23 protein-coding genes, 1 pseudogene, 1 riboswitch and 1 other annotated feature are annotated in these 21,165 nt (G+C 34.0%); of the genes and pseudogenes, 15 read left to right on the forward strand and 9 right to left on the reverse strand.

Annotation, left to right across the window (positions count from 1 at the left end; genetic code table 11):
* Positions 1–2 precede the first annotated feature (2 nt).
* Together ABH960_RS22465 and ABH960_RS22470 are read left to right on the forward strand one after the other, a co-directional pair.
* Positions 3–416, forward strand: a complete 414-nt coding sequence (locus tag ABH960_RS22465; protein ID WP_002190205.1) for an ATP synthase subunit I — start codon at positions 3–5, stop codon at positions 414–416.
* A 220-nt stretch (positions 417–636) separates the two neighbouring features.
* Positions 637–1,188: a DUF2179 domain-containing protein gene (locus ABH960_RS22470; protein WP_002190204.1), complete on the forward strand. Its 552-nt coding sequence runs from the start codon at positions 637–639 to the stop codon at positions 1,186–1,188.
* A gap of 157 nt (positions 1,189–1,345) precedes the next feature.
* Here the strand turns inward: ABH960_RS22470 and ABH960_RS22475 are convergent, their stop codons facing one another.
* The 3 genes from ABH960_RS22475 to ABH960_RS22485 form a co-directional block, all read right to left on the reverse strand.
* Positions 1,346–1,573: a DUF3923 family protein gene (locus ABH960_RS22475; RefSeq protein WP_404448513.1), complete on the reverse strand. Its 228-nt coding sequence runs from the start codon at positions 1,571–1,573 to the stop codon at positions 1,346–1,348.
* A gap of 75 nt (positions 1,574–1,648) precedes the next feature.
* Positions 1,649–2,035: a hypothetical protein gene (locus ABH960_RS22480; RefSeq protein ID WP_404448515.1), complete on the reverse strand. Its 387-nt coding sequence runs from the start codon at positions 2,033–2,035 to the stop codon at positions 1,649–1,651.
* A gap of 228 nt (positions 2,036–2,263) precedes the next feature.
* Positions 2,264–3,460, reverse strand: a complete 1,197-nt coding sequence (locus ABH960_RS22485) for an MDR family MFS transporter (RefSeq protein WP_404448517.1) — start codon at positions 3,458–3,460, stop codon at positions 2,264–2,266.
* 112 nt (positions 3,461–3,572) lie between these two features.
* On the opposite strand from ABH960_RS22485, the gene ABH960_RS22490 reads away from it, so the two are divergent.
* The 3 genes and pseudogenes from ABH960_RS22490 to ABH960_RS22500 form a co-directional block, all read left to right on the forward strand.
* Positions 3,573–4,115 carry a CGNR zinc finger domain-containing protein gene (locus ABH960_RS22490; protein WP_078176842.1) on the forward strand — a complete coding sequence of 181 codons (543 nt, stop codon included), beginning with the start codon at positions 3,573–3,575 and terminating at the stop codon, positions 4,113–4,115.
* Between the two features lie 41 nt (positions 4,116–4,156).
* Complete coding sequence (locus ABH960_RS22495; RefSeq protein WP_404448519.1) at positions 4,157–4,912, forward strand: class I SAM-dependent methyltransferase; 756 nt, start codon at positions 4,157–4,159, stop codon at positions 4,910–4,912.
* Between the two features lie 177 nt (positions 4,913–5,089).
* Positions 5,090–5,899: pseudogene (locus ABH960_RS22500) on the forward strand (collagen-like protein); the annotation flags it as partial.
* Positions 5,900–5,978: 79 nt separating this feature from the next.
* Here the strand turns inward: ABH960_RS22500 and ABH960_RS22505 are convergent.
* Positions 5,979–6,122: a hypothetical protein gene (locus ABH960_RS22505; protein ID WP_000945246.1), complete on the reverse strand. Its 144-nt coding sequence runs from the start codon at positions 6,120–6,122 to the stop codon at positions 5,979–5,981.
* Between the two features lie 99 nt (positions 6,123–6,221).
* Positions 6,222–6,364, reverse strand: a riboswitch (cyclic di-AMP (ydaO/yuaA leader).
* A gap of 43 nt (positions 6,365–6,407) precedes the next feature.
* The gene (locus ABH960_RS22510) at positions 6,408–6,863 is read right to left on the reverse strand and encodes a GNAT family N-acetyltransferase (RefSeq protein WP_404448521.1); all 456 of its coding nucleotides are present in this window, start codon (positions 6,861–6,863) and stop codon (positions 6,408–6,410) included.
* Between the two features lie 231 nt (positions 6,864–7,094).
* On the opposite strand from ABH960_RS22510, the gene ABH960_RS22515 reads away from it, so the two are divergent.
* On the forward strand, positions 7,095–7,343 hold the full coding sequence (locus ABH960_RS22515; RefSeq protein ID WP_000539737.1) for a GlsB/YeaQ/YmgE family stress response membrane protein: 249 nt from the start codon (positions 7,095–7,097) through the stop codon (positions 7,341–7,343).
* A gap of 63 nt (positions 7,344–7,406) precedes the next feature.
* A complete protein-coding gene (locus ABH960_RS22520) occupies positions 7,407–8,528 on the forward strand; it encodes an AI-2E family transporter (protein ID WP_078176821.1) in 1,122 nt (373 codons plus the stop codon).
* 29 nt (positions 8,529–8,557) lie between these two features.
* Here ABH960_RS22520 and ABH960_RS22525 read toward each other — a convergent pair whose 3' ends face one another.
* Positions 8,558–9,715: a 1-deoxy-D-xylulose-5-phosphate reductoisomerase gene (locus tag ABH960_RS22525; protein ID WP_404448524.1), complete on the reverse strand. Its 1,158-nt coding sequence runs from the start codon at positions 9,713–9,715 to the stop codon at positions 8,558–8,560.
* 138 nt (positions 9,716–9,853) lie between these two features.
* Positions 9,854–10,060 (forward strand) — a binding site (T-box leader).
* 5 nt (positions 10,061–10,065) lie between these two features.
* Here ABH960_RS22525 and ABH960_RS22530 point away from each other — a divergent pair.
* From ABH960_RS22530 to ABH960_RS22545, 4 genes are all read left to right on the forward strand, one after another.
* Positions 10,066–11,103 (forward strand): tryptophan--tRNA ligase, encoded by a 1,038-nt coding sequence (locus ABH960_RS22530; RefSeq protein ID WP_404448526.1) that lies wholly within the window; start codon positions 10,066–10,068, stop codon positions 11,101–11,103.
* Positions 11,104–11,180: 77 nt separating this feature from the next.
* On the forward strand, positions 11,181–11,330 hold the full coding sequence (locus ABH960_RS22535) for a hypothetical protein (protein WP_002014003.1): 150 nt from the start codon (positions 11,181–11,183) through the stop codon (positions 11,328–11,330).
* Entirely contained in the window at positions 11,323–12,081 is a 759-nt protein-coding gene (locus tag ABH960_RS22540; RefSeq protein WP_016100977.1) for an ABC transporter ATP-binding protein, read from the forward strand. Before ABH960_RS22535 ends, ABH960_RS22540 begins: the two co-directional genes overlap by 8 nt.
* A complete protein-coding gene (locus tag ABH960_RS22545; RefSeq protein ID WP_404448529.1) occupies positions 12,078–14,567 on the forward strand; it encodes an FtsX-like permease family protein in 2,490 nt (829 codons plus the stop codon). Before ABH960_RS22540 ends, ABH960_RS22545 begins: the two co-directional genes overlap by 4 nt.
* A 42-nt stretch (positions 14,568–14,609) precedes the next feature.
* Here ABH960_RS22545 and ABH960_RS22550 read toward each other — a convergent pair whose 3' ends face one another.
* Together ABH960_RS22550 and ABH960_RS22555 are read right to left on the reverse strand one after the other, a co-directional pair.
* A complete protein-coding gene (locus tag ABH960_RS22550; protein WP_404448531.1) occupies positions 14,610–15,059 on the reverse strand; it encodes an NUDIX hydrolase in 450 nt (149 codons plus the stop codon).
* A 17-nt stretch (positions 15,060–15,076) separates the two neighbouring features.
* The gene (locus ABH960_RS22555) at positions 15,077–15,916 is read right to left on the reverse strand and encodes a DUF2785 domain-containing protein (RefSeq protein WP_002013997.1); all 840 of its coding nucleotides are present in this window, start codon (positions 15,914–15,916) and stop codon (positions 15,077–15,079) included.
* A gap of 123 nt (positions 15,917–16,039) precedes the next feature.
* On the opposite strand from ABH960_RS22555, the gene ABH960_RS22560 reads away from it, so the two are divergent.
* The 4 genes from ABH960_RS22560 (at position 16,040) to ABH960_RS22575 (ending at position 19,834) form a co-directional block, all read left to right on the forward strand.
* Positions 16,040–16,762 carry a GNAT family N-acetyltransferase gene (locus tag ABH960_RS22560; RefSeq protein WP_404448533.1) on the forward strand — a complete coding sequence of 241 codons (723 nt, stop codon included), beginning with the start codon at positions 16,040–16,042 and terminating at the stop codon, positions 16,760–16,762.
* A 180-nt stretch (positions 16,763–16,942) separates the two neighbouring features.
* Positions 16,943–17,974 (forward strand): tyrosine-protein phosphatase, encoded by a 1,032-nt coding sequence (locus ABH960_RS22565; RefSeq protein WP_002128296.1) that lies wholly within the window; start codon positions 16,943–16,945, stop codon positions 17,972–17,974.
* Positions 17,975–18,130: 156 nt separating this feature from the next.
* Entirely contained in the window at positions 18,131–19,075 is a 945-nt protein-coding gene (locus ABH960_RS22570) for a phosphotransferase family protein (protein ID WP_002137327.1), read from the forward strand.
* Positions 19,076–19,123: 48 nt separating this feature from the next.
* Positions 19,124–19,834, forward strand: a complete 711-nt coding sequence (locus ABH960_RS22575) for a YjjG family noncanonical pyrimidine nucleotidase (protein ID WP_404448536.1) — start codon at positions 19,124–19,126, stop codon at positions 19,832–19,834.
* A gap of 427 nt (positions 19,835–20,261) precedes the next feature.
* Here the strand turns inward: ABH960_RS22575 and ABH960_RS22580 are convergent, their stop codons facing one another.
* Positions 20,262–20,759: a DinB family protein gene (locus ABH960_RS22580; protein WP_002128293.1), complete on the reverse strand. Its 498-nt coding sequence runs from the start codon at positions 20,757–20,759 to the stop codon at positions 20,262–20,264.
* Positions 20,760–21,165 lie beyond the last annotated feature (406 nt).

Here is a 21,165-nt window from a genome sequence, read left to right on the forward strand (position 1 = left end):
TTTTGATTCAAGTAGCCTTACGTGTATATCGATTACAATTGTATACGATCTTTAGTGGTTTACTACTAATGTGGGCGGTTACTCCGTTTGGGAAACAAGTGACAGGATTCGGTATTGGTTTAGCAGTTAGCGCATATTGTCTTTGGCTATTAGCTCGCAGAGTGGAGAAATTAGGAAGAAGTATCGTGATGAAAGAAAAGGCTCCTGGATTAGGAGTTTTAAACCGATTTGCAGCCGCAATATTAGGGGCTATCATTATGTATGAAATTGAGCATGAAATGGAAATGTGGGCATTTGGTACTGGAATATTAGGTGGACACTTTTTAATGATTGCGAATTTAGCCTATGCAAATATGCAGTTAGTAAAAGAAGAAGAGAAGCAAAGAGAACAAGCTTCGAAAAACATAGGGTTATGAGGAAAGGGACCTAATCAGGTTCCTTTTTTGGGTTTAAAAATAAATGATATAATACGAGTGAATTACTGGTACTTATCGAATTTACGCCAAACATAATACGCTTATTTTTGAGGCATTTCAATAGTATGAAAAAAAATTAAAAAAAATTTAAAAACCCATCGATTTCTAAAGCTTATGTATGTTATCATGACAAAAGACTTTTTGAAAGAGGTGGATACCAATGTTACAAGCGTTACTTATTTTTGTGCTTCAAATTATTTATGTTCCAATTTTAACAATCCGTACGATTTTGCTTGTAAAGAATCAAACAAGATCCGCTGCTGGTGTTGGATTGTTAGAAGGAGCTATTTACATTGTCAGTTTAGGTATTGTGTTTCAAGATTTATCAAATTGGATGAACATCGTTGCCTATGTCATTGGCTTTAGTACGGGACTTTTATTAGGCGGTTATATAGAGAATAAATTAGCAATTGGTTATATTACGTATCAAGTTAGTTTACTAGACCGTTGTAATGAATTAGTAGATGAATTACGTCACTCTGGATTCGGTGTTACGGTATTTGAAGGTGAAGGAATAAATTCTATACGTTATCGCTTAGATATCGTTGCAAAGCGCTCTAGAGAGAAAGAACTTTTGGAAATTATTAATGAAATCGCACCGAAAGCGTTTATGTCTTCTTATGAAATTCGTTCGTTTAAAGGTGGATACTTAACGAAGGCGATGAAGAAGAGAGCGTTGTTGAAGAAGAAGAAAGATGAACATGCATCGTAAGAAAAAGGGAGTAGTATGGCTTAAAATAAGTTTATAACCATAATCCTATATGAATACGAAAATGTAAAAGAGAGGAATCTATTTTAAAAAAGATTCCTCTCTTTTTTTAAAAAATAATTTCTCGTATAATTCTAAAAAAATTTAAAGTTATGTATGATTATTTTTTATTGCTCTTTCTCAAATTAACAATTAGCCATATAGCTTGAATAATTATCGGTAATATAAATGCAATTAATAAAACGATAAATGCTACTAATTTCAGCTCGGGTGTTTGAGTAACACCAGTACCATCAACCTCTCTTAGCCAAATGATAGCTGCCAATATCCCAAAAATGGTAATACAAAATATGTTACCAATCCACCAAAAAATCCATCGTCTTTTCATATTAGCACCTCTTATATTTACCCTCTGTTAAAAGTATATTTGCGTTCGTTACATTTAAATGAAATAATTATAAAATTAATTTTTTTCAACTGTATATCTAACTTGTTTAAAGGTTGCCATGTCTCCATCTTCGTTATCATCTTTCGTTTGCAAAAGTTGAACTCTTGGCTTGTAGTCCGTCCTATGAGCGTGTTCGATATCTTTAATGTTAAGTCTGTAGGATTCACCATTATTTATTTTTTGTTCCAATACTTTTTTATTGGCTACATAAATAAAAGTCACTTTATTTTCATCAATGCCCTCGGTCTTAATTTCTAATTTATTATCTTTTGTTGTAATCGTGGGTGTTAATAATTCAATACTGCCGTTTCCAGTTTCTAAAGACTGTTCTACTATAGTTGAACATCCGTATAATGTGATTAGGATGAATAGAAGAAGGCTAAATCCTTTTATCTTTTTCACAAGATCCCCCCTAATTTAAAAACCTTTTGATTTGTCATTCCTAGACCGATAGTGTGGAACAGAGATAAATAGCTATTAATCTGACAATATTATACCATAATATGTAAAATGTAACAGGTGTATATTTACTTTAAGGGATAGCTTCAGGATTTTATGTTTTTTATCGTATTGAAAGATACGTTTATTATTGTAAATTCGCATTTCCTAATTCTTGAAAATTGTAATTTTTTAAAGGTGTTTTGTATCTTTACATAGGGATTCATGTTCTTTAGAAATAAGTTTTTTAGTATTTAAAATATGTAATGCAATAAAGCCGATAAGTCCAAATGTACCGAAAATAAGCCAAGGTGCATACATTCCGTTTAAGTTCGATGTAAACGATGTACCGGTATAATTACCAACGATAAAACCAAATGCGAGTGATAGTTGATAAAATCCGAAATAAGTAGCTGTATACGATTCGTTACTGTAATTTGCAATAGCGATATCAGCGTTAGGTAATACGAGCGTTTCACCGATTGTAAATAAAATTACACAAATAAATAGCCAATATGGATGTTGGAATAAAGGAATGAGTAAAAAGGAAATACCCATTAATAAAACACCGTATTTAATAATAGAAAGTGTGTTGTATTTATGAAAGAGTTTCCGGAATAATACCATAAATATGACGCCTGTTATTGCATTTATCGTAATAACTAGTGTAGCGAGCTGGTTGCTATGACTAATGTTTTTCATATGAAGTGGAAGTGCGACAGTAAGCTGAGTAAACATAATGTAGAAGAAAATCATAATAAATGAAAATAAAAGAAAGGTTTTATTTTGAAAGATTGCCTGTATTCCTAATGTAATAGACGTGTTTTCAGTAGAGACTTGGAAGTGATTTTTAAGCAAGTAAAAGATAAGAGAGAATAACAGCATAAGAGATCCTGTTAGAGAGAAAGCATATATCGGATTGAGTAAGAGTAAGAAACCTCCTGCAATTGGTCCGATTATCGCACCGCAATTAAAACTAAGGTTTAAGTATGTAAATAAACTTTTTCTCATATGAGCTGGTTGTGAGCCGAATATGGCGCGAGCAGCAGGTTCATAAAATGCAGTCCCAAAACCGATAAGTGCGGAAGAAATAGAAATTGTATAGAAATCAGAGCATATTCCTAAGGCTATAAATCCGATTCCTCTTAAAAATAATCCGGCTATCATCATAATGATATAACCTGTTTTATCCGCGATTAGCCCTGAGAATAAAGGGATAATTCGAGATGTGATTGTCATAACTGTTAAAACTGTTCCTACTTGCATCGCTGAAAAGTGGAGAAAATTTAATAGATAAATAGCTAAAAAGGCATATACCGCAAAATAACCAAAAGACATGAAAAATGAAGCAATAAGCATGAAACGTATCGGTATTGAGAAAATTTTCATAGAACTCCTCCTAATTTTGTAACCAGTAAAATTAATTAGTGGTTAACGATTTTATATTATAATTATACATAAAGTTAGAAAAAAGTAAATTTTAAGAAAAAGGTGAATGGAATTGAATCAGAACGCACCAAATGAATTAGAATATATTCGGGGATTTTTAAATACATGGAGAATACCAAATGATACGAGAGAGCCAATTGATTTGTTGCAAACAGAAGGTGATATAAAGCAATTTATGAAAAAACATTTTCATAAAGAGTTTCTTTTTCATACGATAGATGAATTGAAACGTTTTCGAGAAGACATTCGGCTAACAATTGAAGGGGAAGGATCGTTGCAAAAGTGGTTAGAAAAATACCCATTTCAAGTACATGTAAAGGAAGATATGAAAGGTATTACATATGAACCAATACACGAAGAGAATGTGTATACAAAAATATTAAGCGTTGTTTTAATAGCGATTCAAGAAAATTTGTGGGGAAGGTTAAAAGCATGTCCGGATTGCCACTGGGTCTTTTATGATCATTCGCGTAATGGAAGTAAAAGATGGTGCGGTATGTATGCTGGAGAAGAAGGAGGAAGAGCGTGCGGAACGATCGCAAAAGTGAAAAACTACCGAGCGAAAAGAAAAGGGAGATCAAGTTATAATGTGTAATTTATATTAGGGGAAGAAAATTGGATGGGGGGATGTAGAATATGAAAGGTACACAAATGTTAGCTTTAAATAAAAAGTGTTGGGATACAGTTGCACCTTATTTCTTTCAAGTGGATTGTTTACCGGAATATGGTCCGTATACAGCGTCTGAAGATGAGATTCATTTGTTTGATTCAATCAGAAATAAAAAGGTTCTTGATATTGGATGTGGAAGTGGGCATTCGTTGCAATATATGGCAGAACATGGGGCAGAGGAAGTATGGGGTCTTGATCTTTCAAGTGAACAAATTAAAACAGCGAAAGAAACGTTAAAGAGTTGGAATCCAAAGTTAATATGCGGAGCAATGGAAGAAGAAGGAGATATTCCGAAAGGGTATTTTGATATTGCATATTCCATTTATGCATTAGGTTGGACTTCAGATTTAGGAAAAACGTTGGAATTGATTTATTCATACTTAAAGCCAGGAGGAAGTTTTATTTTTAGCTGGGAGCATCCCGTATATTCAAACTTACAGTATGGTACAGAAGAAATTGCTTTAAAGTCTTCTTATCATGAGGAAACGCCTATTACGTTTGAAACATTTAAAGGAGAAAATGTGCAAGCGACATTATATAAGAGAAAAATAAGTACATACATAAATGAGTTAAATAGAGCGGGATTTACAATTGAGAGAATAGAAGAGCCTGAACCGTCTCGTGCATTTGATGAAGAAATAGCTGAACCTTCTACGAAATATTATTCTTTATATAAAGCTAGAATAGTGCCAACTACTTTTATTATTAAGGTGAGAAAGTAAAGTGTTTTATAAAAAGAAGCCTATCATTTCAAACAGATGAAATGATAGGCTTCTTTATTTTTTAAAAATTGAGGTCAGATGTGTACTTTTCATATGAAAATGCATTTCATATAAAAGGTGTAATTATTTTGGGGAAGGGGGATTGTTGTGCGTCATCATAGAAAGTGCAAAAAATTTGGAGTGGCACTGCCTCTTCCGCTTATAGGAGAAACGGGTCCTACTGGTAATAGTGGTTCAACAGGTCAAACCGGTCCGACGGGAGCAACTGGTCCTTAAGGTCCACAAGGAATTCAAGGTCCACAAGGAGTAACCGGTCCAACCGGAGCAACCGGCCAGGCGGGAGAAACGGGTCTTCAAGGCCCCCAAGGAATCCAAGGTCCACAAGGGATAACTGGTCCAACAGGAGCAACCGGTCCTCAAGGAATCCAAGGAATCCAAGGTCCACAAGGGGTGAGCGGATCAACAGGAGCAACCGGTCCGACGGGAGTGACTGGTGCAACTGGACCGACTGGAATCCAAGGAATACAAGGGATAACTGGAGCAACTGGATCATCTGCTATATCAACAGGTGGTGGGTACTTCTTTTCTACATCAACAAGCACAATTGCGGCAAATGCCAACATTCCAATTAATTCGGGATCAACTGTATATGGAGCTGGCGTATCTTTAACTAGTGCTACAACTGTTACAGTATCGACGCCAGGAATCTATTTAGTAAGCTACTATTTTCAAGGAGGTGCAAATGGTGGGAATGAAGTAGCATCTGTAAGATTACTATTAAATGGAACACAAGTAACAGGGAGTTTTATACAAAATGTAACGACATCAACTGTAGTACTAGAGCCAGCCATTTCAAATACACTTCTTGTGAATGTAGCGAGTGCAAATTCAACGTTTGTATTACAAAATGGCCCATTAGCTGTTGGGCATGTGACCACTATAGCAGGGACAATTACGGCAAGTTTAAATGTAGTGAGGATATTATAAAAAGCACAGGAAATATAAAAACACAAGGGATGTCTTTTTAGACACACCTTGTGTTTTGGATGTTAAATGAACAATTTCTTTATCTTTTTGGTTGAAAAATATGTTGGAAAAAGTATTTGTGATGTAAGTTATCTACAACTTTATTTGCTTGATATGTGCGATGTTGTTCGAGTCGAAGTCTTTGCTCCATCATTTTTATTGCGTGATCAGATAAACGTAACATAATACATCTCTCCTTTTCTATAAATATAGGTCTATAAAATGATATCGATTCCACATTTTATAGTTAAGGAGGCATACTGTGTAACATAGGCAAAAAGCACCTTCCTCTCCCATTACGCTTACGAGGTTAGCTGTCGGACTCGGGAAGTGAGAGTTCCCCTACTTAAAAAAGATTCGCCCCAAGTAGCATTGCTACAAAAATGGTTCCCCCGCTCCAAAATTTGGACTCAGCAAAAGATTTTATAAAGTAAAAAATAACATAAATAAACAGATAAGTCAAACTGTTTTATTTTTTCTGTTTTTTAAGTTTTGTAAGAACTAGACCATCAGGGAGTTCTGTATTTGTTACTTCAATGAATCCGTGTTTTTTATATAATGCAATAGCAGGGGTATTCGCTTTACCCGTTTGTACAATGTATGTCATGGAAGAAGGGAACATGTTAAATATATAACTTAGGAGTTTCGTTGCAATTCCTTTTTGAAAAAAATCGGGCGATACAACTAGCCTGTGGATATCCATTAGTTGTTCTTCTTGTACAAAAGAAATAAAACCGACAAGTCTATTTTCAGAAAAATATCCATAGAATGTTTCAGCGCAACTTTGAATATCGTTTACAGTATCATATAAACGGGGTATGGCAGTACTATTTAAGTAGTCTGCTTCAACTTTATAAGCTGGAATTTGAACTTGTAAAATAGATACTGCTACCTCATGAGAACTGGAAAGTAACTTATGAATCATAGATAAGGAAGCCTCCTTTGAATATGGTATATTAACATAATTGATTTTTGGGTAAGTTTGACAATATTTTTCTTTTTTGCATATAATATATGTATCTCCATACATATATTATTCTTACGTTTATTTCTATAGTAGGATATGGTTAGTGTAAACGAATTTGAAATCTTATATAAGAGTTTTGCTACTCTTGTATTTGATCATACAAACTATAATAGAAATGGAGGACTAGAAATGGGATGGATTATCACATTAATAGTTGGTGCTATTATAGGTGCAATTGCTAGTTCTATAACGGGTAAAAATTTCCCAGGTGGTATGTTCGGAAATATTATCGCAGGTTTATTAGGTGCTTCGTTAGGTAGTAGATTATTTGGATCTTTTGGGCCATCATTTGGTGGGATTCATGTCGTGCCAGCATTATTAGGAGCAATCGTATTAATTCTTATTGTATCATTTGTAGTGAAAGCTGCAAGGAAATAAAGATATAGATAATGATGAAAAGCCCTGAGGAAGGGCTTTTCATCATTCAAAGAGGTGATTTCATTGGAGAAAGTAAATATAAGAAAAAGAGACAAGTTAAAAAAGTTTTTTAGAGAACAAAATTATTTAGCAGTGTTACTTGGATTTGCATTATTGTTCATTAACATATTATTGCTAACAAAAATTTCTTTTGTTTTTACTCCGTTTATCGTCTTTTTAAAAACAATCTTCTTCCCGGTATTATTAGCTGGAGTACTATTTTATATCTTGCACCCATTCGTTTCACTTTTAGAAAAGAAAGGTGTTTCAAGAATCGTATCGATAGCCTCGATATATTTAATAGTACTAGGATTATTTGTGTTTTTAGTTGTAACGGTTATCCCTATTATTAAAGATCAAATTGATGCATTAATAGATAACTTACCGTATTTCGGTCATGAAATCGAACGAGCAGCACGTAGATTTGGGGAAAGTAATTTACTCGGTAAAATTCAGGAGAATTTAAATATTGATGTAGCGAATATAGTAAAAGACTACACAGTTGATTTTACAAAGTCATTATCATCAGTAACTGGAAATGTAACTGGATTTTTAAGTACACTTACAGAAGTTGTTTTAACATTTGTCATGGTTCCGTTTATATTGTTCTATCTTTTAAAAGATGGTGAGCAATTACCGAATCACTTTTTGAAGTTTATTTCAGAGCAAAGACAACCGGCAGCAAAGAGAATACTAGATGATATGCATTATGCGATTAGTTCGTATATAAGAGGACAAATTATCGTTAGCTTGTTTATCGGTATCATGCTATTAATTGGTTACCTTATTATTGGTATTAAATATGCGGTATTACTTGCTATTTTAGCGATGATTGTAAATATCGTTCCGTACGTAGGCCCAGTTATCGCAATAACTCCAGCGTTAATTATCGCATTTATTGACTCGCCAGGAATGGTTTTAAAGGTAATTATAGTTATGATGGTTGTGCAATTAGCAGAAGGTAAGTTTATCTCCCCGCAAGTAATGGGGAAAAAGCTAGATATCCATCCGATTACAATTATATTTATCATTTTAACTGCTGGAAACTTATTCGGTATTATGGGGATAGTTTTAGCAATTCCAGGGTATGCGATATTAAAAGTGTTAGTTACACATGGTTATAGATTTGTGAAGTTGAATACGTAAAAAAAAGAGCTAAAACAGAGAAACCTGTTTTAGCTCTTTTTTATTAATAATTGATTTGCGTATTGGCGTGCCCATTGATCAGCTTCTAATATAGCATCGAGTGAAGGATCTTTTACGTTATGATGAGCTTCAACTGTATTGTAAATTGTTTTTTCGATATCGAAAAATGCAATTTCATTTTTAAGAAATAGTGCATTTGCAATTTCGTTCGCTGCATTTAATACGGCTGGAGTTGTACCGCCAATTTTTCCACATTCAAATGCATATTGTAGACAGGGGAACTTCTCTAAATTTGGTTTTTCAAAATGCAAACTACCAATTTCTAATAAATTTAATTTTTCATAGGATGAAGGTAGTCGAGTAGGGTAGTGAAACGCATATTGAATCGGCATTCTCATATCAGGAGCACCGAGCTGTGCCATGACTGATCCATCAATAAATTCCACTAAAGAGTGAATGATACTTTCTTTATGAATCATAACATCAATTTTTTCATAAGGAATATCGAATAGCCACTTAGCTTCCATCACTTCAAACCCTTTATTCATTAACGTGGCAGAATCTATCGTTAGTTTTGCGCCCATTAACCAGTTTGGGTGTTTTAAAGCATCCTTCGCTTGTAATATTTTCATTTCTTCACGTGTTTTATCACGAAAAGCGCCGCCAGAAGCTGTAACAATTAATTTTTCGATTTCCTTATTATTTTCCCCATTTAAACATTGGAAAATGGCTGAATGTTCACTATCAACTGGAATTAGGCGGCATCCGTTTTGTTTCGCTAGTTCGGTGACGATATGTCCAGCTGCAACTAAAGTTTCTTTGTTAGCGATAGCGATATCTTTCTTCGCCTTTAATGCTTCAATTGTTGGGAGTAAACCTGAAACACCGACAACTGAACTTAATACAAGATTTGTATCAGGATGGGTAGATACTTCAATTAAACCATCAGTTCCATATGTAATTTTTGTATTTGTTGAAATACGAGAACGTAATGTGTCCGCTAATTCTTTTGTCGCTACGCTTACAATACGAGGCTGAAACGATTCGATTTGCTTTTCGAGAAGATCGATATTATAATTTGCGGTTAAACCGACGATTTTAAAATGTTCAGGATGAGCGGAAACGACATCTAATGCAGATGTGCCAATGGATCCTGTTGAACCTAAAATGGATATATATTTTACCATGAAAAAACCTCCAAAGTTGTTTCGAGTATTTCTGCAAACCTATATATTATTAGACAATCAAGGTGAAAATTCCTGCTATATAAAACAGAAAATTAGGGTTTAATTGGAAAGGTAATGTGATAAACTGTAAAAAATAACTAAAAAGCAATGAAAGAGAAGAGTACATATTCACAACTTTTCAGAGAGCTGATATTTGGTGGGAATCAGTAAGTGATGAATATGGAATGGGCTCTGGAGCTTCTAGCTGAAATGAGTAGGCGAAGACGGTTACTTCACGTTAAGAAGTTGAAGTGAGCTATAATATAGCTAATTAAGGTGGTACCGCGGGAGTCTCTCGTCCTTTTTTTAGGATGAGGGGCTCTTTTTATTTTGAGAAAGGAGGAGTTAGGATGAGCGAGAAAATTATGTTAACACGAATTAAGCCGACAGGTTATCCGCATTTAGGAAATTATATTGGTGCAATTAAACCTGCATTGCAAATGTCAAAAAATAATGAAGGAAAAGCATTGTACTTTATAGCTGATTATCATGCGTTAAATGCAGTGCATGATCCAGAGAAGTTCAGTAGTTATACGAAAGAGGTAGCTGCTACTTGGTTATCACTTGGGCTTGGAGAAGATGTTATTTTTTACCGACAAACGGAAGTGCCGGAAATTCTAGAATTAGCTTGGATATTAGCTTGTCTAACTCCGAAAGGGCTTATGAACCGTGCCCATGCTTATAAGGCGAAGGTAGAACAAAATAAAGAAACGGGATTAGAAATTGATGCAGGTGTGAATATGGGATTATATACGTATCCGATTTTAATGGCAGCTGACATATTACTATTTCAAGCTACTCATGTACCAGTTGGAAAAGATCAAATTCAGCATATTGAAATTGCGCGTGATATTGCGACGTATTTTAATCATACATTCGGCACGACATTTACACTTCCGGAGTATGTCATACAAGAAGAAGGTGCAATATTACCTGGTCTTGATGGAAGAAAAATGAGTAAAAGTTACGGAAATGTGATCCCGTTATTTGCAGAGCAAGAAAAGCTACGAAAGTTAATATTTAAAATCAAAACCGATTCTTCACTTCCAAATGAACCGAAAGAATTGGAAACGTTATTTATGATTTATAAAGAGTTTGCGGCAGAAGATGAAATGCAGTCAATGCGTGAAAAGTATGAAACTGGCATTGGATGGGGCGATGTGAAAAAAGAGTTGTTTCGCGTTGTAGACCGTGAATTAGCCGGACCTCGGGAAAAATATGAGATGTATATGAATGAGCCAAATTTATTATACGAAGCGTTAGAAAAAGGTGCTGAGCGGGCAAGAGAAATCGCGAAGGTAAATTTAGCAGAAATAAAAAAACGGATTGGATTTGAGAGGGAACGTTAAGCGTTCCCTTATTTTTTTATAAAAAAATCGAACGAAATTTAAATTTGTTACCAATATAGATTAAGGGAGGGATAGAAATGGATGCAATTCTCGAATTAAAAATGTTGTTATTTCAAATAGGAACAGAAATTATACCACCTAGTAATCTAAAAGAAAAAATTTTAATTCAAGTTAATCTAATGGAGGAAATAGCATTTAATAATGTTGAGGTGAATAAAGATGAGTGAAATTGTGTTAGCAGTTCAAGGTTTAAGTAAGACTTATGAGAGTGTAGATACAAATGTTAGAGCCTTACAAAATGTATCTTTGGAGTTAAATAAAGGAGAACTTCTTGCCGTAATGGGGACGAGTGGGTCTGGGAAGAGTACATTACTTAATATACTTGGTGCTTTAGACAAGCCTGATGAGGGAGTCGTATATGTAAATGGTGAAGGTCCTAAAAATATGTTTGTTGAACCATATGCGACGGAGTACAGGCGGGATAACATAGGATTCATATTTCAGGCATTTCATTTATTAAAGGATTTATCTGTAGAAGAGAATATTGCGTTACCCCTCATATTATCAGCTGATTCAGAAGAGGAGATACGAGAAAAAACAAATAAAATATTAGATGTTCTTGGTTTAGTAAATTGGAGAAATCATCGACCAGTTCAGCTTTCTGGGGGGCAACAACAACGTGTTGCAATTGGTAGGGCGTTAATAACATCTCCTCCAATTGTTCTTGCAGATGAGCCTACGGGAAATTTAGATTTCAATACGTCTAATGATATTTTACGAGTACTGGTCGATATGAAACAAAGATTCAATCAAAGTATGATTCTTGTTACTCATGATCCTCACATTGCTACGTATGCAGATCGGGTTCTTTTCTTTCATGATGGAGAAGTTGTTGATGATTATACGTGTTCTCATGGAGTAAATGATATAAATATCATTTTAGATAAATTTAAAAGATTAATGGAGAAATCAAAATGATAAAATCAGTACGAGGATTAGGTTTACGCTTTTTTAAGACGAATAAATTTACTGCTATCTCCTCTATAGTTAGCGTTATGTTGACTGTTTCTCTAATTGTTACGATGATTGTATTTTCGAGCCATGCGAAACAGTCTGTTATAAATGAAGTTAAAAAATTATATGGAGATATGGATTTATCTGTTGGATATAACCCTGATCAAAATAAATTGATGGATAAATCTTTACTACAAAATATTAAGGAACAAGAAAATATTGAATACATGTCAAAAGTATTAGTAAATCATTTGCAAGTGAATAAATTGAATACAGCTATTTATACAGTAGGTGTTCAAAATGATTCGTTATCTAAAAGTCGATATCACTTCTCTAAAAATCTATCGAATGAGGAAGTAACATTAAATCATGGATTAGCGGAAACTTTACAAGTAAAAGTTGGAGAAAAGATTGAAATAGAAAATAAATCTTATGTAGTAAAAGAAGTTTTACCTGATATAGAAGCTGGAGGTTCAGCTCCAGATATACTTGTTTTATCGGAAGGTGCAGTGAAACAGCACGTATATGAAAAAACGGGTAAATACAATGAGGCTACTTATGTGTTGATAAAAGCAAAAGCGAATGCAGATGTGCTAGCATTGTCTAGTCAAATTCATAAAATAGACAAAGAATTAAGAATCGATATTGCGGAGGAAGACGAGTTTTTAAAAAGTAACTTAGCGTCATTACATATTTTTATAGTTGTTTTATCTGTATTAATACTTATTATTACTTCGTTATTATTAATGTCTAATTTTGAAGTGTTTTTATATAAATATAAAAGCCAATTTGCTATTATGCGATCAATGGGAGCAACAACGAAACAAATGTTTAAAGTTATATTTATTCAATGTAGTGTAATTAATTTCTTTGGTGGAATATTTGGTTTGTTACTAGCTGTAATAAGTACCCGTTTTTTACAAAGTTGGCTAGAGCATTTATTTGATTTTCAAATTAATTCGATGAGTTTTGACTTTAAAATAGCAATTGTAACAATGATTTGTAGTATCTTTTTCATCGAACTGTTTATGTTATATCCGTCATACAGAAGTTCGACAATATTGCCAGTAAAGCTTATGCGTGAAAATGAAGAATCCGACTTTTCTAATAAAAAAACACGCAGTATTATGGGGAAATTCCTTTTAATTAGTAGCATATTTTTAACTGTTTTAGTTGGATTTGTAGCAAATACTGGAGATATGCAGGCGATAGTGATAGTAATAGGATCTATATTTCTTGTTTTAGGAGTGTATGTTTTATTTCCTATTTATCTTTCTTCGATATTAGAATTATGCCTACCTATGATGAAAAAAATATTTGGAAGGAACACATTTGTTGCTATTAAAAATGTAATTCCGCAAGTAAGGAAAAATACATTTGTTATCTTAATGATAAGTACGATGATGGTGATAGTTGTCTTTGGTTCCACTATTTTTAAAACAATGCAGAAAAATAATGAAAGATATTTAAAACGAGAATTTCCAACACATATTGTTGTGGAAAATCGTTTGAATAATGATTTAACCATTACCTCACCTCATATACAAAATATATTTAAAGAAATAAGTAGTATAAAAGGAGCTAGTACAATTAGTACGAACTCACTGGCAGAATTAAAGCAAGGTAAAAATTATATTACTTTTGACTATAATTTAGGTGATTTAAAGGAAATGGAAAAGCAAGGATTACTGCCAGAAGTACCTGCAAATTTGGAGAATAGTATAATTGTTACAGAAGAGTTAGCGGGACGGTATAAACTTCATGTAGGCGATATCGTTCAATTAGGTCTATTTTCAGAACAGGAACAAAAAGTTAGAGCGACTAGTAAGGTAGAAGTTGGGTTAATTGTTAACGAGCTACCGAATTCTCCTTCGGTACTCATGGATTGGAGTAATGTAACATATAAACAAGATTATACAGTTTTTGAGCGTGCATTTATTAGCTCAAATAATGAGAGAGAGACGTTGGAACAATTAAAGAAATTGAAAGGTCAATATCCACAATTAAAAATAAATAGTTATACTCAATCGTTAAAACAATCTAATTTAATGTTTCAGCAAAGGTGGTCCATCTTCATCGTTGTTATTGTAGTAATTTTGCTTAGTGTAACATTAGGGGTGTGTAATACACTTATAAATAATATTCAATCTAAAAGAAAAGAGTTTGCTATTTTACGAGCAATAACAGTTAATAAAAAGGGTATTGTACAAATTATTTTGACGCAAGTTAATTTATATGTACTTATTGGAATCATACTAGGGGTTGTTATAGGAATATTATTAACCTATATGGTAAGTATAATAGATCGTACACCTTTATTTTTTGATTTCAAACTTATCGTAACGGTAATAGCGGGGATGTTCGGAATAGTCCTTATTATTTTTATCCCTTTTGCTAATAAAATAGGAAAAAGGGATATTGTACAAGAGTTAAATAAGGATAATAAATAAAAATATAGTCAAGATGAATTCCATCTTGGCTATATTAATAGTTCAATTCGACTTCCGAAAGTCAGTAATAATCTTCTCAATAACAGGAGGAAGATTACTAGGTAACTCATCTAGCGGAAAGAAGCGTAGTTCTTTCGATTCCGTTTGGTCGCATACAAGTTCACCATTGAATTCGCGGCAAATATAAACAACGAGTACACCGTGTACTTGATCGCCGTTTGGATAGATTTGAAAGAAATCAGGTCCTGAGTATGTACGGAATAGTTCTGGATTTTTAATGATAAGTCCAGTTTCTTCATATACTTCTCGTTGTAAAGCGTCTTCTAACGTTTCGTTATATTCTAAGGAGCCACCAATAATGCCCCAGCGATTAAAATCTGTACGGAGCTGCAGTAATATTTCATTTTTCTCATTTAATATAATGGCGTGTGATCCGATTAAAATGAGTGGATGATTTCCTACTAGATTTCTCATGTCTTCAATATAGCCCATAATTCTTCTCCTTATATTTAATAATAATTAGGCAGTTCTTTTAACATTTTTTCTGTTTTACGTGCTGTAAATGCTAAGTTATGATCATCTTTTGTTCTAAAAAATAATGTGCGTAAAAAGATTTTAATGTTTGCGCATAAAATACAATACTCATTAAGGGAAAGACGTTTTCTAATTTGAGGAAGCCTTTTTATTTTTTTATAAATAATTGAAATTAACTCATCTTGCGGAAAGTCATGATATAGCATAGATAGTAACGGTGTAACAATTCGTTCATCTTCATTATTATGAAAAAGATCCGATGGGATGAAAATTTTATTTAATAAACAATGAATTAATTCCTCGTACCATTCAAAGGTCGTATAGGAATTGTGAACAATTTCAGAAAAGGCATCAGATACGTGGGCAAGACAATGAGCCCATCCTTTATTTTCAATATAGCCTCGAAAATCCATTTCTAAGTTTGTGTATGTAATGAGTTTGTTTTTTATTTCTTCGATATCCTCCTCTGTAAAAAAGTAGTGCGAGTTAGCGAATTGGAGTATTAATGCAAGTAACGAAACAGTATAAGAACGTGTGAAAACCCCATCTGTAAGTGGGGAGTGAATGTCACAATATAAATACTCATCACTTAAACAAGTTTGTAGAAGTAATTTCAACTGATCATCCATAAGGAATTCATGATGAATGAAATGTGCAAAACATTTATATATAAGTTGGTAGCGAACGTAACTATCAGTTGTTCCGATATACTGAAGCATATTGAGCGTTAACTCATTAATATCTATATGTTGCAGTTGCGTATAGTCATTTTGTTGTATAAGCTCTAACTGTTGTTGCAATGCTGTAATATCCAATGGAGAACCTCCTCCGCACTTTAAAGATGCAATGTTTTCTAGTATTCTATATATTCAAGGACAATCCTGCTCATGCAAGGAGAACAAGTAGAAATTCGAGTATGACATAGATGAGGGAAGTATATGATGACTATAGAACAGTTAGAAAAACATTTTAAAATAAGAAGAAATGCTTCTTCTATAATGATAAAAGAAAATGATGCAGAGGTTTTTACAGAAGAGCAATTAGAAGAGATAATGCAATATTGCGTTGCTGAAGCTGAAAAAGATGGAATAGAAGAATTGCAATTTGAGATTTCTTCAAAAAGCCCAAATTATGATGTGTATAAGAAATGTTTCGAAACGTATTCATTTGAATATATTACTGAAAACATGATTGTATTTAAGGATATATATGAAGTGGAAGATATAGAAAGTGATATTGATTTTAAGCTTATTGAAGAGATAGGCGAAGACGCTTTTTATTCACTGTGGAATGAAGTGACGGGAGAACAAATCGATTATGATCAATTTGTAAATACGATGCTACAAGAAATAGGTGGGCAATGGAAAGAACATTGTTTAACAGCAAGTATCGATGAAGAGCCAATAGGAATTGTAATCCCGCATATTGAAAGAGGTACGTTAGAAGAAGGAAAACTTATGTATTTCGCAGTTGCTCCAAATATGCGAAATAAAGGGTATGAAGCAGCATTCTTTACAGGGGCAATGTTTGTCTTAAAAGAAATAGGCGCATCTTATTATATTGGCGAGACAAATGTACAAAACGAGTGGATGAAGGATGTCTTTGAAAAGAACGGATGTCAGCAGCTGAGCTCTACTGAGCGATATGTGAGAAGGTTTTAGAAGGATGGATGGCTTACTCTCTCGAACTCATTTAGCGGGAATCCGTGTACAACTTATGAACAAGTAAAAGAACTTTTTGCATGTTTGTAAGATAAAAAGAAAAATCGAAACGACAAAGTAAGCGTTCCTATAATACAATAGAGAAGGATTAGACTATACGAAGAAAGCGTTGGTGAAAGTATGAAGCAACAAAGAAATTGGCTACAAGCAACTGTAGAACGAAATGAAGATAATACGTTACATATAAAGTGGGAAAATAATATAGAAGAAGTTCGTATTTATTGGAGTACTTCACCAAATCATATTGAAGAAAATGGAGAATTACTTGTAACAGTAAGTGGGGATTCAGCATGTACAATTGAAAACCCGAGTGAAAATGAGCGTCCATATTTTAGGTTAGTAGGAAGTAATGGACAAGCAGTGACAGTAGCTGAGCGTAGATTACCATTACAAGGTGCGTTTAACTTCCGTGATATGGGAGGATATGAAACGACTGAAGGCCGTAAAGTAAAATGGGGTAAATTGTATCGTTCTGAAGAATTAGCAGGATTAACAGAATGGGATATCGAGTATTTACAGAAGTCTAGCTTAAAATTAATTTGTGACTACCGTACAGATTTTGAAGTGAAGCATAAGCCGAACCCAAGTGTTACAGGTGCTCGTCAAGTGTGCTTACCAGTTATGCAAGACTTGGCGAAAGACTTGAATATAAATGAATTTTTCCAAGTTGGTGACCTTTCTATGTTAGGGAAACCAGGCGAGTATCTTGTGAAAATGAATCAAGATTTCGTAAGTGGTAATGAAGCATTCGTGAGCTTCTTAAAACTGGCGCAAAACCCGGAAAACTTACCGTTAGTAAACCACTGTACAGCTGGAAAAGACCGTACAGGATTTGGCTCAGCATTATTATTACTTTTACTAGGTGTACCGGAAAAAACAGTAATGGAAGACTACTTACTAAGTAACGGTTTCCGTGAAAAGTTAAATGAAAAAATGATGGCCTTTTTAGGTGCGAAATTACAGAACGACGAAAGTAGAGCAATATTAGGTGCAATGTTTGAAGCACGTGCTGAGTATTTACAAGCTGCGATTGATGAAGTTAAAAAGCAATATGGATCAGTGGAAGCATACGCTGAAAAAGCTCTTGGCTTTACGAAAGAATCGTTAGAGGAAATGAAAGTGTTATTGCTAGAAGATAAAGTGAAACTTTAATCAGTGGGGGGGCATCCCCACTGATTATTAGCCTTCACCAATCGGGCGTTAATGCGGGATAAATAATGAGGAGGGAGGCTGATTGGATTAGGCTCCTTTTATTATTGTTGCTATAATTTTGTTTATGAGGATTGTTGTGCACCGGGGAGAAAATGGATGAAAAGAACTTACGAATCGGGGGATAAAATGATTCATACACGTTTAAAAGCAGAGGGGATAAGAGGAAAGCTAGCAACAATACTAAGTCAAGATTATAAGGAACTAGCTGTTCAGGATTTAAAGGTGATTGGAACGGGAGTGCAAAATATTGTTTTTCGCGGAGATTCAGAAAAGGGAGCTTTAGCTTTTCGAGTGCCGTGGGAAAGAGAAGTAGAAAATATAAATGAAGATTTATTTAATAGTCGGATTTCATTGCAAAAGGAAACAGAGCTTTCTAAGTTTTGTTATTCAAAAGGTATTCCAGTGCCAAAGATACATGGATTGCATCTTTCTGCCGAACTTGATTTTTTAATATCGGATTATGTATCTACTGATCATATGCCAATTTCTGCATGTAAAATAGGGAAGTTAGTTAGTGAGCTTCATAGTATACCAATCGATGGTTTGCAATATGAGCAGAACATTAGAGAGCCGATTAGTAAGTATATAGCGGAACGTATTGTGAAACGGATAGAAGGTTTTAATACAATTACGAACTGTGGAATTAAACTTCCAGAGACAAAAACAATTGAACATATTCTTAGTACAGCTGATCATGTAAAGAGTTTATTGCATATGGACATTCGACCAGCCAATTTAATTGGATATAATGGAGAAATTAAAGCGATAGTGGATTGGGATAACGCTCTAATTGGTCATCCGTTATTGGAGCTTATGAGAATAGCTGAAACGAATGAGGTGGATTGGGAAGAATTTGAAGAGGGATATAAGAATGATAGTATCTTTAACGCTACCCCGCATATTGTTAGTTTATTTTATAGGTTAGATACAGCAGTCATGCTTGCAAACTTATTTGTAGCACATTTGAAAATAGAAGATAAAGGTGTATTCTATAAAGAGCGGGTTAAAGCACTTTATAATGAAATATATATAAGCTTATAATTAAGCTATGAGAATGAAGTTTTTAAATTAGGAATTGAGGCGAACATCATGAAATACAAAGTAATACTATTCGACGTAGACGATACATTATTAGATTTCCCTGAAACAGAAAGAAACGCATTACATAACGCGTTTGTACAATTTGGCATGCCTACAGGGTATAATAATTATCTTGCAAGTTATAAAGAGATTAGTAATGGATTATGGAGAGATTTAGAGAATAAAATGATTACGCTAAGTGAATTAGCGGTAGATCGATTTAGACAATTATTTGCTCTTCATAATATAGAAGTAGACGCGCAGCATTTTAGTGACGTATACCTTGAAAACTTAGGAAAAGAAGTACATCTTATAGATGGTGCAGTGCAATTATGTGAGAACCTTCAAGACTGCAAGTTAGGTATCATTACGAATGGATATACAAAAGTGCAACAATCTAGAATTGGAAATTCGCCTTTATGTAACTTCTTTGATTATATTATTATTTCTGAAGAAGTCGGCCATCAAAAACCAGTGCGTGAGATTTTTGATTATGCGTTTGAAAAGCTTGGGATTACTGATAAATCAAGTGTACTAATGGTTGGAGACTCGCTAACTTCTGATATGAAAGGCGGAGAAGATTACGGTATTGATACGTGTTGGTATAATCCGAGTCTGAAAGAAAATACGGCAGGCGTTAAGCCGATCTATGAAGTGGAGAACCTGCTACAAATTTTAGAAATTGCGGAAGTGGCGGAAGAAAAGGTAGTTTCATTTTAATAGAGTTAAGATTTTTCGATTAGTTGATATATATTAAGTTACGGTAGATATATTTGAAAAATCGTTCATATAAGTTCATATACTATGATATGGAACAAAAAAAGATGGTATCAAGTCAAAAAAATTTTACTGAAAAAAAACAGAAATAACACTAAATAATATATTTAGCTGTTTGTAATTGGTCATTACAAACAGCTAAAAAAAAACGATTGCCTCTTAGGATCCAAGCAATCGTTTTTTTATTTTTTTCGGAGATGAAATTTGTATTTTTATACCCTATCTCCATCAAGTTTAAAAAATGTTTGTTCCCCAGTAATGAAAAAAATGAATTTAATTCTCATAAATAACTGTAAAGTGGTAAAAATTTCGTTTTGGGTGTAATTCAAAATCTTAAGTTAATGGGCATGGAGTGGAACCCTTTCCTTGTTTAGACCGGATATCCGCCTGTTGGCGGTGGCCAAGCACTAAATAATCTGCGAATCAGCACAATTTCTCCTAAATGGTAGGAGTTATGAGATGCAATATTCCGTAGAACACCGCCAGGGGTTTCACCAGGCCATTCCTCCAATGTTTTGTCCAATTGAACAGTTTGGGCGATCGTGCATGCCTGTTCAATCCCTTGAAGAAAATACTGAATAATCTGTTGCCACTCTTCCTCACTGCCAGGGCATTCTTCTTCAGGCCAGCTCTCTTTTACATGGGCAGGCAATGTAGGCTTCTTCCCCTGAGCGGATAATAAGAGAAAATCTTGCCAATAGGTCATGTGTTTCACTAATTGATAAATAGAATAAGGCAGTTCCTCTCTGCGTTTTCCCGCAAGCGCCACGTCTATATCCGATAAAGCATTCTTGATGGGAAGATGTCCTCGTTCTCCTCTTAACGATTTTACTAATGCCTGGCTAAACGCTTTATTTGATTGCTCCATAATAACTGACTCCCATCCTGTTTTATTTTCTAATTTGCTGATTTTATGATTCCGTCTTTTTTATATGTACTAAATAAATTATAGAAGCTTTACGACTATTAAGAGAAAGTAAAATAAGGCAAGAATCACTGACTTCTTAACGTACAGGAAATCGTAGGTTTTTATTTGATTAGTACCTTAATGTACAATTGTATTAACAGATAAATCAAAGGTTCGAATGACAACATTCAGGTCTGCGTTAATGTCAGCCACTTTTGATTTTAGCTTTTCCGATCCCTCCTGAATTTTATCCAATTGATTTTATTGTGAATGAACTATGAGTTGATTATAATAATTAGAGTGAACTCTAAGTCAAGAAAAAAATAATAAAAGGATAGTTATTCTATTATGAGGGAGTTCGCGAAGC

The organism is Bacillus sp. RC252 (assembly GCF_044909215.1).
GTDB classification, from domain to species: domain Bacteria; phylum Bacillota; class Bacilli; order Bacillales; family Bacillaceae_G; genus Bacillus_A; species Bacillus_A mycoides.

Excerpts from the sequence above, each read along its gene's own strand:
- ABH960_RS22530 (WP_404448526.1), top strand. The coding sequence starts at position 10,066 with ATGAGGGGCTCTTTTTATTTTGAGAAAGGAGGAGTTAGGATGAGCGAG.
- ABH960_RS22560 (WP_404448533.1), top strand. The coding sequence starts at position 16,040 with ATGATGACTATAGAACAGTTAGAAAAACATTTTAAAATAAGAAGAAAT.
- ABH960_RS22475 (WP_404448513.1), bottom strand. The coding sequence starts at position 1,573 with ATGAAAAGACGATGGATTTTTTGGTGGATTGGTAACATATTTTGTATT.
- ABH960_RS22545 (WP_404448529.1), top strand. The coding sequence starts at position 12,078 with ATGATAAAATCAGTACGAGGATTAGGTTTACGCTTTTTTAAGACGAAT.
- ABH960_RS22510 (WP_404448521.1), bottom strand. The coding sequence starts at position 6,863 with ATGATTCATAAGTTACTTTCCAGTTCTCATGAGGTAGCAGTATCTATT.
- ABH960_RS22505 (WP_000945246.1), bottom strand. The coding sequence starts at position 6,122 with ATGTTACGTTTATCTGATCACGCAATAAAAATGATGGAGCAAAGACTT.
- ABH960_RS22540 (WP_016100977.1), top strand. The coding sequence starts at position 11,323 with ATGAGTGAAATTGTGTTAGCAGTTCAAGGTTTAAGTAAGACTTATGAG.
- ABH960_RS22565 (WP_002128296.1), top strand. The coding sequence starts at position 16,943 with ATGAAGCAACAAAGAAATTGGCTACAAGCAACTGTAGAACGAAATGAA.
- ABH960_RS22550 (WP_404448531.1), bottom strand. The coding sequence starts at position 15,059 with ATGGGCTATATTGAAGACATGAGAAATCTAGTAGGAAATCATCCACTC.
- ABH960_RS22570 (WP_002137327.1), top strand. The coding sequence starts at position 18,131 with ATGAAAAGAACTTACGAATCGGGGGATAAAATGATTCATACACGTTTA.
- ABH960_RS22535 (WP_002014003.1), top strand. The coding sequence starts at position 11,181 with ATGGATGCAATTCTCGAATTAAAAATGTTGTTATTTCAAATAGGAACA.
- ABH960_RS22575 (WP_404448536.1), top strand. The coding sequence starts at position 19,124 with ATGAAATACAAAGTAATACTATTCGACGTAGACGATACATTATTAGAT.
- ABH960_RS22515 (WP_000539737.1), top strand. The coding sequence starts at position 7,095 with ATGGGATGGATTATCACATTAATAGTTGGTGCTATTATAGGTGCAATT.
- ABH960_RS22495 (WP_404448519.1), top strand. The coding sequence starts at position 4,157 with ATGAAAGGTACACAAATGTTAGCTTTAAATAAAAAGTGTTGGGATACA.
- ABH960_RS22485 (WP_404448517.1), bottom strand. The coding sequence starts at position 3,460 with ATGAAAATTTTCTCAATACCGATACGTTTCATGCTTATTGCTTCATTT.
- ABH960_RS22470 (WP_002190204.1), top strand. The coding sequence starts at position 637 with ATGTTACAAGCGTTACTTATTTTTGTGCTTCAAATTATTTATGTTCCA.
- ABH960_RS22580 (WP_002128293.1), bottom strand. The coding sequence starts at position 20,759 with ATGGAGCAATCAAATAAAGCGTTTAGCCAGGCATTAGTAAAATCGTTA.
- ABH960_RS22525 (WP_404448524.1), bottom strand. The coding sequence starts at position 9,715 with ATGGTAAAATATATATCCATTTTAGGTTCAACAGGATCCATTGGCACA.